This window comes from Flavobacterium sp. CSZ, assembly GCF_015350725.1.
Taxonomy (GTDB): Bacteria; Bacteroidota; Bacteroidia; order Flavobacteriales; family Flavobacteriaceae; genus Flavobacterium.
On sequence record NZ_JADKPQ010000030.1, the window covers coordinates 43,957 to 56,921 of the forward strand.

At 34.2% G+C, this 12,965-nt stretch carries 13 protein-coding genes; 3 read left to right on the forward strand and 10 right to left on the reverse strand.

Annotated features, from left to right (window positions below):
• Positions 1 to 274: 274 nt before the first annotated feature.
• Positions 275 to 907 (forward strand): hypothetical protein, encoded by a 633-nt coding sequence (locus tag IRZ78_RS24355; protein WP_194619871.1) that lies wholly within the window; start codon positions 275 to 277, stop codon positions 905 to 907.
• A gap of 3 nt (positions 908 to 910) precedes the next feature.
• A complete protein-coding gene (locus tag IRZ78_RS24360) occupies positions 911 to 2,740 on the forward strand; it encodes a hypothetical protein (protein WP_194619873.1) in 1,830 nt (609 codons plus the stop codon).
• A 77-nt stretch (positions 2,741 to 2,817) separates the two neighbouring features.
• On the opposite strand, the gene IRZ78_RS24365 is transcribed toward IRZ78_RS24360, so the two are convergent.
• The 10 genes from IRZ78_RS24365 to hemA form a co-directional block, all read right to left on the reverse strand.
• Positions 2,818 to 3,720 (reverse strand): fructose bisphosphate aldolase, encoded by a 903-nt coding sequence (locus IRZ78_RS24365; RefSeq protein WP_194619875.1) that lies wholly within the window; start codon positions 3,718 to 3,720, stop codon positions 2,818 to 2,820.
• A gap of 26 nt (positions 3,721 to 3,746) precedes the next feature.
• Positions 3,747 to 4,685, reverse strand: coding sequence for a DUF4421 family protein (locus IRZ78_RS24370; RefSeq protein WP_194619877.1), 939 nt, complete (start codon positions 4,683 to 4,685; stop codon positions 3,747 to 3,749).
• Between the two features lie 90 nt (positions 4,686 to 4,775).
• Positions 4,776 to 5,678 carry an oxygen-dependent coproporphyrinogen oxidase gene (hemF, locus tag IRZ78_RS24375; protein ID WP_194619879.1) on the reverse strand — a complete coding sequence of 301 codons (903 nt, stop codon included), beginning with the start codon at positions 5,676 to 5,678 and terminating at the stop codon, positions 4,776 to 4,778.
• A 135-nt stretch (positions 5,679 to 5,813) separates the two neighbouring features.
• Complete coding sequence (locus IRZ78_RS24380) at positions 5,814 to 6,359, reverse strand: GNAT family protein (protein ID WP_194619881.1); 546 nt, start codon at positions 6,357 to 6,359, stop codon at positions 5,814 to 5,816.
• Positions 6,360 to 6,361: 2 nt separating this feature from the next.
• Positions 6,362 to 6,739, reverse strand: a complete 378-nt coding sequence (locus IRZ78_RS24385) for a hypothetical protein (RefSeq protein WP_194619883.1) — start codon at positions 6,737 to 6,739, stop codon at positions 6,362 to 6,364.
• Positions 6,740 to 6,745: 6 nt separating this feature from the next.
• Complete coding sequence (locus IRZ78_RS24390) at positions 6,746 to 7,441, reverse strand: hypothetical protein (protein WP_194619885.1); 696 nt, start codon at positions 7,439 to 7,441, stop codon at positions 6,746 to 6,748.
• An 87-nt stretch (positions 7,442 to 7,528) separates the two neighbouring features.
• Positions 7,529 to 8,554 (reverse strand): uroporphyrinogen decarboxylase, encoded by a 1,026-nt coding sequence (gene hemE, locus IRZ78_RS24395; RefSeq protein ID WP_041520396.1) that lies wholly within the window; start codon positions 8,552 to 8,554, stop codon positions 7,529 to 7,531.
• Positions 8,555 to 8,630: 76 nt separating this feature from the next.
• Positions 8,631 to 9,305, reverse strand: a complete 675-nt coding sequence (locus tag IRZ78_RS24400; RefSeq protein ID WP_194619887.1) for a uroporphyrinogen-III synthase — start codon at positions 9,303 to 9,305, stop codon at positions 8,631 to 8,633.
• Entirely contained in the window at positions 9,305 to 10,228 is a 924-nt protein-coding gene (gene hemC / locus IRZ78_RS24405; protein WP_194619889.1) for a hydroxymethylbilane synthase, read from the reverse strand. Before hemC ends, IRZ78_RS24400 begins: the two co-directional genes overlap by 1 nt.
• 120 nt (positions 10,229 to 10,348) lie before the next feature.
• On the reverse strand, positions 10,349 to 11,599 hold the full coding sequence (gene hemA, locus IRZ78_RS24410; RefSeq protein ID WP_194619891.1) for a glutamyl-tRNA reductase: 1,251 nt from the start codon (positions 11,597 to 11,599) through the stop codon (positions 10,349 to 10,351).
• Positions 11,600 to 11,826: 227 nt separating this feature from the next.
• Here hemA and IRZ78_RS24415 point away from each other — a divergent pair, with 227 nt between their 5' ends.
• Positions 11,827 to 12,699 (forward strand): AraC family transcriptional regulator, encoded by an 873-nt coding sequence (locus IRZ78_RS24415; protein WP_056247889.1) that lies wholly within the window; start codon positions 11,827 to 11,829, stop codon positions 12,697 to 12,699.
• Positions 12,700 to 12,965: the final 266 nt, after the last annotated feature.

Consider the following 12,965-nt stretch of genomic DNA (forward strand, 5'->3'; position numbering starts at 1 on the left):
AGTCCTGTTCTAAAAGCTACAGTTGTTTTTTTGTTTTTTTTGAAGATTGTTTTACTTTTATGAAGCAGTGCAAAGTTAAAGAAAAATGAACAGAATAAGGCTGTTAGCTCAGTATAGAATGCGTTAATATTATCTGAAAATTTACTGATTTTTTAGTTTTAGACTTTAATTTTTAAAACTTCTCAAAACGTCCTTGTGTTTTTCATTTTATAAATAAGTTTCAGGAATTTTGTAATGTCATGGTTTTTAAAAATTTTCCAGTTAAATTTGTCTAATGAAGAAATTTCTCGCTTTATGCTGTTGTTTGCTTTTAACAAGTTGCTTTGAAATAACAGAAAGAATCAAACATCACGACGATCAAAGTGGTGAATATACTCTGATGGTCGACTTTTCGAAATCCTGGTTTAAGACCAAATCGGCAATTTGGCTGGAAGAAGTCGATGGCGTAAAAATCCCTAACGAACAGGAAATCACCAAAAAACTCGAAGATTTTAAAATAAAAGCTTCAAAAATCAACGGAATTACAAATGTAACGACCAAGACTGATTTTGAAAATTATGTTTTCATCATCAAACTTAATTATGCCAATTTAAAAGCACTCAATGCGGTTGTTAATACGATAAACAATCAGCACGATCAGATTCACTTTAGCGGAAGCGGAAAAAATTTCGAAAGAATTGCCTCTTATCCGATTCCTGAAAAATTGGTTAAGGACCCCAAGAAAAAGAAAGATCTTGAAGAGGCGAATATTATTGCCATTTATACATTCGATAAAGATGTTCAGGCGGTGCAAAACCCAAACAGTAAAATTTCACAAAATAAAAAGACCGTATTTTTAAAACAAAGTATGTACAGCGTACTTAAAAAATCGGCCCTAATGAACAATACAATCCAATTAACTCTCTGATTTATGAAGCACTTTTATACTTTATTTTTATTATTCGCCACTTATTTAACTTTTGGACAAATCAATAAAAACGAATACGATTATTTTGTTCAGTTTAACGGAAACCAGCTTTCTAAAAAAGTAAGCGTTGCCGAAATCCTGAATCATCCCATCATAACCAAATACAGCGCTAAAAAGCCTGACTTAGATTTTACAAAATATACCGAGCTTATTCAGTTAGATCAAAAAATAACCATTCACGGAAAATTCTCAGACAGTATTCCGTATTATCAGGTTACAATTCCCGTAAAGAGCAGAGAAGCGGTTAAACAATTTATAATAAAGGAATTTGGGAATGGTTCAGCCGAAAATGTACAGATTCAGGATGCAGGTAAATATGCTGTTTTTAATACAAAAGGTAAAAACAAAACTTTGGCATGGAATGATAACTACCTGGTTATTCTGGAACTGACACAAAGACTTCCTTCGAGGTTTTATACAACCGAAAGTCAAACTGTTTGGCAAGATTCTGTTGCTGTTGATGAGGTTTACGAAGAAACAAAAACGGAAGAGCCTTCTATCATAATCGATACCCCAATAAATGATGCTCCCGTTGCGGTTGAAGAAGCTCCGGTTCCGTACAATGGAGAACAAGAGTATACCGCAAACGCACCGTACACGATTCAGGAAGCTACTTTTAATCTGGAACAAACAGAAAAGCTGAATAAGATTATAAAATCGCTATTCGAAAATGGATTTACTGCACCAAGTTCAGAAAAAATAAACGCTAATGCCGATATTTCGTCCTGGATAAATTATAGCGCTGCAATGACAAGTTTATATTCTATGTCCAATTATCCAATGGCCATTTTTGGAGGTTATGATAAGTTTTTGCCTATGCAGAAAAGCTTTGGAAATTTTATAAAAGGCATCAATCTTGATTTTTATTTTGATAATAATAATGCACGTGTAGAAGAGGTTGTCGAATATTCGTCAGAGCTTGCTGAAGTTGTGAGTAAAATCACGAATAGAAAAATAAACAAGAATGTTTTTAATTATTTCCCTGCACAAAAGCCTTTGGGGTATATGTCTTATCATGTTAATACAAAAGGGGCGCTGGAAAATTTCCCGTCTCTAATACCAGATATATTTCAGAGTCCAAAACTGGTAAAAGAGGATATTGCTGTTGTTACCGATTTAATTTCGACAATTGTTGATGAAGAAGCCACCGCAACACTTTTTGATGGTGATTTAAGCGCATTTCTATACGGTTTCAAGGAAATTGAAGTTATGACCAAATCATACGAATACGATGAAAACTATGAAGAGAAAATAATTGATAAAAAGACTAAGAAATCAGTTCCGTTATTTTCTGTAATTTTTACTTCGACACATCCTACTTTTGCTGATAAATTGATGCAGTTAGGGGTTCGCAAAAAAGTACTGTTGCAAAAAGACAATTATTATGTTATTACCGGAACCAAAGAATACGGAGATATCTTCATCAAAAAAGACAAAGATGTTATTGTAATAGCCAATACATTTGACTATTTTAATGCTGGTAACGGTACATTTTCTGGCGAAGCCAAAAAGGATTTGAAGAAAAACTATATGTTCGGAAAACTGAATATGGCTGAGCTAATCAATGCATTTGGAAAATCAGGTGAAGCTAACCCTGCGGATTTAGGAAAATTCAGCAAGTTTTCGGAGCAATTTTCAGACATCACATTTGAATCTCCTAAAAAGTTAATCAACAATAAATTGGTTTTTGGATTTAAGTTAAACTCGTTGAAATCTGATAAAAATATTATTCTGCAAACTTTAGATTTAACTCAGGAATTAACCTCTAAATAGTTTTAAAATTATAAAAAAGCAAATCCCCGAAAATTGAAACTTTCGGGGATTTTTTTTATGTAGTAAAGAGTATTCGATTATGTGATCGAAGCGGCATAAATTTCTTTGATGGTTTTGCCCAGTTTAGTATTAAAATCATCATCAGACTGACCAGCTGCAAGGCCTTCGGATAATGCTCTTGAGAAACTGGCGATCAATCCGTGGTTTTGCGAAAGCTTATCATTGGCTTCATCCTGACCGTATCCGCCGGATAATGCCACAACACGTACCACATGTGGATCTGACATCAATTCTTTGTAAAAATCATTTACAGTTGGAAGAGACAATTTCAGCATTACTTTTACGTCTTTTCCCAATAAATCAAGTTGTTTTTTGATTTCTTCTTTCAAAATTTCTTCTGATTTTTCTTTGTCAGGGCTGTAAATATCAACCTCAGGTTCTATAATTGGTATAAGCCCTTTTTCGAAGATTTGTAAACCTACCGCAAATTGCTGCTCGACTACTTCGCGAATTCCTGTTGCATTGGCTTCTTTTATTACAGAACGCATCTTAGTTCCAAATACATTTCGTTCTACGGCACGAGTCAGCAATTCGTCTAAATTAGCAATAGGTTTCATCAATTGTACGCCATTGGCAATGTCAGCAAGTCCTTTGTCGACTTTTAGAAAAGGAACTATGTTTTTTTTCTCCCACAAATAATCGGCTGTCCATTGATCGTCGATTTTACGGTCCATGGTGTTTTCAAACAAAATAGCACCCAGTATATATTCGCGATCAAATGCAGGACTTTTTATAATGCGGGTTCTCATTTCATGCACAAGTGTATACATTTCTTCGTCATTCGTAAAACTGCTTTCTTCTACACCGTATTGCGCTAAGGCTTTTGGGGTACTTCCACCACTTTGATCCAGGGCAGCAATAAATCCTTTTCCGGAATGCATACGGTTTAATTGTGCTATGTATCTTTCTCTATTTTTCATATGTGTTGTTTTAAATTTAATGACTATTACAAACCTATTTTCTGATTTACTTTATTATAAACCTCTTTTACTTTTTTTGGTGGATCAAATCGGTAACCTGCAGAAAGTTTTAAAGTGGCAATATTATCATTCAAGCGGGGATTGACTTTCTCGTCCTGAGCAAAACTTACAGCGTTAATACTTGCAAAGGCAAAGAAACGATCGTTATTATACGCCAATTTTAAATTGAAATCGGCTTGATATAAGGCAGATGTGTCTCCGTTGATATCATTAATTCCAACGCCTAAAGCAACTCCGGCACCAATTAAAACCCTGTCACTAATTACAAAATTATAGTAGTAGGATGGAGCCAAAGTAAATACATAAATATCTCCGGGTGGTGTATCGGGAGTGTTTAAGTCGATATTGGTGTAGTAAAATGAAAAAGTTGGGATAAAGCTTCCGGAGCTTTTGGTCTGCCATTCGTTTTGACTAACCAAGGTTTTAAAAGAGAATTTATTATTGAAAACATAAGATGTTGATCCGCCAATTTTCATAGTACGCATATCCGGCAATTGTGCCGTTATATTATCATCACTGATATAAAATCCCTTTTGATTGATGAAAGTAAACGATTGCATCCATTTTTTATAGTAGAAACGGGTATTGAAATTAAAATGTTTGGAATGATAATCGCCTTTGTTCTGACTTAGAAATTTTGGTGCAAAACCAACAGAAATATCAATAATTTTATAATTCAGATTAAAACCAATCTGTTCTCTTCTATTTGGTATAAGATTAACAAATGTTTCCGAATCCTGAGTGCCTGAAGCAATCTGAAAACTGTTTGAAGTATCTAAATAATAAATACTTCCAGTAATTTTATCATTATACGATTTAAAATAGGGATTTTGCAGCGAATCATTCTGGGCAAAACACCCAAAAATGCTGGCAAAAAATGCTATGTAAATCAGTTTGAAATTCATTCGTTTATTTTTAATACCCAAAAACAAGCCTAAATTACAATTTTAAATCTATGTTTTTAGGTATTAAAATAAAATATTGGGATCAATATATTAAATCCAATCAACAGGATTTTCTAACACATTCACCAATTTTTCTTCGTCACTTCCGGCTTCTGCATGATGATCGTAAACCCATTGTACGTGCGGAGGTAAACTCATCAAAATACTTTCAATTCTCCCGTTGGTTTTTAAACCGAATAAAGTGCCTTTGTCATGAACCAAATTAAATTCGACATAACGACCACGACGGATTTCCTGCCATGTTCTGTTTTCAGGAGTGTATTCCAAATTTTTTCTTTTTTCCACAATTGGAACATAGGCTTCTAAGAAACTATCGCCAACTTCGGTAACAAAATTGTACCAATCCTCCATAGACATTTGCTCATTTGCTTTGCAATAATCAAAGAATAAACCGCCAATTCCGCGCGCTTCGTTTCTATGTGCATTCCAGAAATAAGCATCACATTGTTTTTTATATTTTGGATAAAACTCCGGATTGTGTTTATCGCAAGCCGTTTTACAGGTTTGATGAAAGTGTTTTGCATCTTCTTCAAACAAATAATAAGGCGTTAAATCCTGTCCTCCACCAAACCATTGTTCGATTACTTTTCCGGATTCGTTGTACATTTCAAAATAACGCCAATTGGCATGAACCGTTGGCGTCATTGGATTTTTAGGATGTAAAACCAAACTTAATCCGCAGGCAAAAAAATCAGCTTCACCAACGCCAAACATCTTTTGCATCGCTTCCGGTAATTTCCCATGAACGGCCGAAATGTTGACACCGCCTTTTTCGAAAACATTTCCGTTTTCAATAACGCGCGTTCTTCCGCCGCCGCCCTCTGGGCGTTTCCAAAGATCTTCACGAAATTTCGTTGTTCCGTCAACGGCTTCTAATCCGGTGCAAATCTGATCTTGCAATTTTTGTATGTATGCGTAAAATTTATCTTTCATTGTTATTGTAATTCTTTTTTATTCTCCAAATAATCAATAGCATTTAATTTATTGACTACTTTTTTACCTATTTTCTTTTAAGATTTCAGTTAGTTACAATTTGTAACCCACTAATTTTCCATGTTTTTAATAAGCTTACTTTTTATTATATTCTGATTTAAGCAGTCCAAAGTAAACAGTATTTTGCAATTCGCCGTCACCATTTCTAAATTCGTCTCGTAAAATTCCTTCTTGTTTAAAATTATGTTTTAATGCAATTCGCTGGCTTGCTAAATTGATTTCTGAAGTACATATAAAAACCTTGTTCAATATTAATTTATTGAAACAAAAATCAAGCGCATCCGAAACCATTTTTGATGTAATTCCTTTTCCTTGATAATCTTCATCAACAAAATAACCTAATTCACATTTTGAAATGCGGTAATCAATGGTTTTTACACACAAATAACCAATTAAATTGTTGGTTTGGATATCTCTTGCGTAAAAATAAAAACCTTCCTTGGTTTTTTCTTTATTACTACTGACTTCCAAAAAATCTTCTGCTTTTTTTAATGAATCGGAATTGACCAGAGTTACTGGGAAAGTTTTTCCAATATGATTGCTGTTTTTATCTACTAAATTGTAAAATTCTTTAGGCAAAACATGTTCAATTCGGTCTATTTTCCAATCTGTAAAACTCATGTCTATTTGTTTTTAGCCGAAGCAATTTTAGTATTTATTCCAAAAGAAAAAACTTTGCTTTCTTTTTGGATATATTGGTAAATAGCAAGTGCTTTTCCGAAAAAATCAAATTGTTTTTCCTGAGACAAACCTATTAAAATATCTGCAAATTGTTCCTGCTGATTCCAGTCGAGATGACATTGTTGTAAAAGAAGAATCAGTTCTTCCTCCGGTATTTCGATTGTTCTTTCTAAGCTTAATCCAAAACCCTTAAGTTGTTCATCTATCAGACTTGTATCTTCGGCGTTCCAAAACTTTGGAACAAAAATTAACGCATGCAAGGTTCTTAGAGTATTCTCTATTCTGATACTTTCCTCATCTCTTAAGCCTTTGTTGAGCATGATTTCTTATCTTTTATCCGATTTTAACTTCTGATTGTATGTTGTTTTGCTAAAGATTAATCTCTCTTCCTGAAAAGTATCGTTATTATTTTTGCCAAAGCTTTTAATGGTTCGGTAGATAAAATACAAAACTGGTAAAGAGTAGTATATAAAACCCATACATATTGGTACATAAGGTTTTTCAATAAACAATCCGCTTGATTTTACAGTGTCAAAATACTTGGATTTTTCTAAAAATTCATCTGTTAATCCAAATTTAGGAATTATACTATTTCCAAAACAAACTGCAAAAATTAAAAAGAAATACAACATTGCCTTCGCAACAGATTTGCCAATTTGCACTGCCCGAACTTCCGGACTTACATCAGAAAAAGCAAATCGCATTCGGTTTAAAACCGTTAGCAAGTAAATATATAAAATATTGGTATTAATAACAGAATGATGAAAAGCCATTGCAAACAATCCATACATGGGAAAAAACACAAAAAGAGATAATTTTTTGGGCATAACCGCCATAAAAACTCCAGAGTGCACCATGATAAATTCGAAAGCCATTAAAATAGCCAGGTCATTTATCATACTCACATTGTGTTCTTCCGGATGCAGCCAAACCATCAAAAATACAGTCGCATAATACGCCTGAAATCCATATTCTACAAAAGAAAATGGTGAGTTTTTGGTGAAGTTTAGGTTTGCAAACATCTAAGGTTTTTTTTAGTTTTCAGTCTCAGTCGCAATTTTCAGCTTAAAATGAGACTGAAAACTGCGACTGAAAACCGAATACTATATTTAGTTTCCGTATTCCTTCACTGCGTCAATAAACGCTTTTGCGTGGTCTACAGGTATATTTGGTAAAATTCCGTGACCTAAATTTACAACATATTTATCTTTTCCGAACTCGTCGATCATTTCGTGAACCATTTTTTTGATGGTTGGAATTGGTGAAAGTAATCTTGACGGATCAAAATTTCCTTGTAAAGTGATGTTTCCACCAGATAAATAACGCGCATTTCTAGCTGAACAAGTCCAGTCTACTCCAAGAGCCGAAGCTCTACTTTTACCCATCTCGCCAAGAGCAAACCAACATCCTTTTCCGAAAACAATAACCGGAGCGTGATCAGCCAAAGCTTCAACGATTTGGTTGATGTATTTCCATGAGAATTCCTGATAATCAACCGGAGAAAGCATTCCTCCCCATGAATCAAAAATCTGAACGGCATCAACTCCAGCTTTTACTTTTTCTTTTAAGTATAAAATAGTAGTGTCTGTAATTTTTTGTAATAAAGTATGTGCTGCAGCAGGATTTGAAAAGCAAAAACCTTTAGCCGTATCAAAACTTTTAGATCCTTTTCCTTCAACAGCATAACAAAAGATTGTCCAAGGTGAACCAGCGAAACCAATTAAAGGCACTTCATCGTTCAGCATTTCTTTAGTCAATTTAATGGCGTCCATTACATAACCTAAACTTTCCTGAATGTCCGGAACATAAACTCTATGAACATCTGCTAAAGAACGAATTGGATTTGGTAAAAACGGACCAAAATTTTCTTTCATTAAAACTTCAATTCCCATTGCTTGCGGAACAACCAAAATATCCGAGAATAAAATTGCAGCATCCGGCGCAATTCTGCGAATAGGCTGAACTGTGATTTCCGCAGCCAACTCAGGAGTCTGACAACGGGTGAAAAAATCGTATTTATCACGCAAAGCGATAAATTCCGGTAAATATCTTCCGGCTTGACGCATCATCCATACTGGCGGACGCTGAACTGTTTCTCCTTTTAATGCTTTTAAAAATAAGTCGTTTTTTAACATTTTTTTATGGCTTTAGGCTTTAAGCTTTAGGCTTTAAGCGTTTGTTTGTGTTATTTTTTTGCTTATTGCCTAAGGCTTAAAGCGTATTGCTATATTCAACAATTACATCTTCAATTACGTCTTCAACCGTTGGCTGATCTGCAATAATGATGTTTTTTGTAATTTTATGTAAAGCTTCTGCGGTTGTTTCTCCAATGCAAAAGCACTTTTCTTTCTTGATTGTGTTGTCTTTCAAATAACTTTCAACGCCCGAAGGACTAAAAAATAAGATTCCGTCAACAGTAGCTTTTATTTTTTGTGGCGTTAATGACGTATCATAAACCTGAATTTCATTGAATTTCACATCAGCATCTTTTAGAGCTTGTGGTAAAGTTTCTCTACGAAGATTTCCGCTAAAGAAAGTATAACTTTCATTACGGTAAATCAAAGTAATGATTTCGGCTAAATCTGTTGCATAACCGGTATAAGCTACAACGTTGAAACCGTTTTCAGATAAAAGAATTTTGGTTTTTAAACCAACACAAAAAACATTTTTGGTTTTCAGTGCTTCAGATTTTGGATCAGATAAAACGCTATGAACCGCATTCTGACTAGTGAAAATCAGATTCTCGTTGAGGTCTTTAAGTTCGAAAGGTTTGTTTTGGGTTTGAATAAAATCAGATTCGGTTACTTCAATATTGGCTTTTACCAATGCTTGTTTTTGTTCGCCCGATAGCTTTTTTGTAGATAGTATTTGAATTGATTTCGCCATTATTTTTTTAGAGATTCTTTAATAGATGCCATCAATTCTGCTCCGCCATTGTTTAAAATTTCCTGAGCGGCGAAGAAACCTAGTTTCTTCCATTCTGAAATATCAACGGTTTTGTCGATTTCCAGTTTTTGTTTTCCATCAACCGAAAGTAAAACGCCTTGAAAATGCAATGTGTCTTCCTCTTCATTATATTTCACCAAAGCTCCAATTGGCGCCGTACAGCCACCTTCAAGAGTTCTCAAAAACTGACGTTCGATATAGGTACAGATTTCAGTTTCGATATGATTCAATTGCGAAAGTGCATCAAGCGTATAATTGTCGTTTTCCATTGCTACAACCAGCATTGCACCTTGTGCCGGAGCCGGAATCATCCAATCAAGATCGATATAATTTCCTGGTTTCAGGTTAATGCGCTCTAAACCTGCAGCAGCAAAAACAGCTCCGTCCCAGTTATTGTCTTGTAGTTTTTGCATACGGGTGTTTACGTTTCCGCGTAAATCAACCACAGTATGATTAGGGTATTTATTGAACCATTGCGCCTGACGACGTAAACTTCCGGTTGCAATAGTACTTGGATTTGCAAAATCAGGATTACCTTTATGCACTAAAATGTCCAGAACATTAGCTCTCTCCAAAACTGCTGCCTGAACAATCCCTTTTGGTAAAGCCGTTGGAACATCTTTCATAGAATGCACTGCAATATCAATACTGCCATTGATCATGGCAATGTCTAAGGTTTTAGTAAATATTCCGGTGATTCCCAGTTCGTATAGCGGTTTGTCAAGAATAATATCGCCTGTAGATTTTACCGCAACAATTTCGGTTTTATAACCTAAATCATTTAGTTTTTTTTCGACAGTATGTGCTTGCCAAAGTGCTAGTTCGCTATCGCGAGTTCCAATTCTGATTGTTTTTTCAGCCATTTTGTTGAATTTCACCATATAAGTTATATAAGATAATTTAAGCAGTTAGGTTAAGGTTGAAAAAGAATTAACCGTTTGCTATTAAATGAACTTATATAACTTATATGGTTTAAATTTTATTTAAGATGCTTTTATTTTAAAGACTTTCTCGATCCATTCGATGCTTTCATCGACCATGGTGTCGTCGTCTTTTAAGTGGTTTGCGAAATGCGTAGTGATTTTCTGGATGATTCTGTTGCTGATGATTTCAGCCTGAGCTTCATTAAAATCTGCAATTTTTTTACTTTGAAAATCTAATTCTGAAACTTTAATAGCATTCAGTTTTTCTTTTAAAGCATTTATGGTTGGAGCAAATTTTCTTCCTTTTGTCCAGGTGATGAATTCCTCTTTTACTTCTTCGATAATCGCTTCGGCAGCAGGAATGTGTAATTTTCTATTTTCAAGAGTTTCATCTGTCAGTTGAGACAAATAATCCATGTGAATCAAAGTTACACCTTCTAATTCCTCTACGTTTTCATTCACGTTTTTTGGAATCGATAAATCTAAAATCAATAAAGGTTTCTTTAGATTTAAAATCGCTTTATCAACTGTTGGGTTTTGAGCACCTGTAGCGACAACAACAACATCGGCTTTTTGAAGTTCTAAGTGTAACTCAGAATAATCTTTAACAATCAAATTGAGTTTTCCGGCCAATTTCTCAGCTTTGTCTTTCGTTCTGTTGATTAAAGTAATGTGTTCGTTTTTGGTATGTTTTACAAGATTCTCGCAAGTATTTCTTCCGATTTTTCCTGTTCCGAAAAGTAAAATATTTTTATTGCCAATATCCTCTACATTTTTAAGAATGTATTGTACCGATGCAAAAGACACCGAAGTCGCTCCAGAACTAATTTCTGTTTCGTTCTTAATTTTTTTGCTGGCCTGGATTACAGCATTTACCAATCTTTCTAAAAAAGCATTGGCCAAACCTAAAGATTTTGAATGTGCAAAACTGGTCTTGATTTGAGAAATAATCTCAAAATCGCCTAAGATCTGACTGTCTAAACCAGTTCCTACACGAAACATATGACCAATAGCTTCCTGATTTTTGTAAACAAAACCAACTTTCTGAAAAGCATCAACTGAACCGTTGCTGTTATCACAAATTAGTTTTATCAATTGAAACGGATGTTCTGCAAAACCATAAATCTCGGTTCTGTTGCAGGTCGAAGTGACAATCAAACTTTCAATTCCTTCTTCTTTAGCTTGTTCCAGCAAACGCGTTTTTGCAATTGCATCCAAACTAAATTTACCTCTTACCTCAGCATCAGCTTTTTTATAACTCAAACCAACTGAGTAAAAATAAAGATGTTTAGGTACGTTATTGTTTTCCATAAATTCACTTTCATAAAAGTGCAACAAAATTATCACTATAGTCTTTATAAAAGTAACGCTCAAAGTACTTTTTGTATCGCTATGTGATTTTTTGTTTCTAAACGACTGTTTTTATGCAAAAAGAAGTATTTTTGTAGCAAAATCAATTGGTTAGAAATGTTTTGTTTAGAGTGATTCTAAATAACAAAATGGAATTATCTTGATTTTTGTACTAAAAAAATATCGCTATGAGTTCTCAGGAAATTATTAAAATTGAAGACGACTTTACGCTTATTCGTTTTCAAAATGACAGTTCAGAGCCCTTTTTCGGACAGCACGAAGTAGGTAGTGGCCTGATACAGTTTCATTTCGGGATAAAAGGCAATGCCAAATTCTTATTCAATCAGGGCAGCTATGCTTTAGATTTGAAAGAAGAAAAATCACTGCTTTTATACAATCCGCAGAAAGAATTACCATTGAATTTAGAGTTGGCTCCAAATTCCTGGGTGATCTCCGTGATTGTTTCGATTAAGAAATTTCACGCGTTGTTTTCTGCCGAAGCCGACTATATTACTTTCCTGAGTCCGGATAATAAGGACAAAAAGTATTATAACGAAGGAAATATTAGTCCGTCGATGGCGATTGTTTTAAGTCAACTGTTTCATTATAACTTACATCCGTCGATAAAGAATCTTTATTATAAGGGAAAAGGATACGAATTGTTAAGCTTGTATTTTAATAGAACTGAAGATCCAAACGCAGAACAATGTCCGTTTTTGATTGATGAAGATAACGTTTTGAAGATTAGAAAAGCCAAGGAAATCATCATCGCCAATATGGCCGAACCACCGGGATTACAAGAACTGGCAGATGAAATTGGTTTGAATTTGAAGAAACTCAAAATGGGTTTCAAACAAATTTACGGCGATACCGTTTATGGATTTCTATTTGATTATAAAATGGATTTCGCCAGAAAACTATTAGACAGTGGATCATATAATGTAAACGAAGTAGGGTTGAAGATTGGTTACAGTACTGGAAGTCACTTTATAGCGGCTTTCAAGAAAAAGTTTGCGACAACTCCAAAGAAGTATTTGATGTCGATAAATACGAATGTTTAGAGTTTTATCAAACACTAATTTCATGAATTAGCACGAATCAATTATCTGCGAAAACCAGCTTAACCCATTTAATCCGTGTGCCAATAGCTAGCAAATTGATTTTCTATATTCAACAATAAATAAAAAATAATAATTATCATATTTCTAAGAAGTGGCTAGTGCTACTTTTGACGAAAATTTAAACAAATGCTTAAAGCCTAAAGCTTAAAGCCTAAAGCAAGAAAATTATAATGAAAGGCGTATTATTAGTAAACTTAGGATCTCCA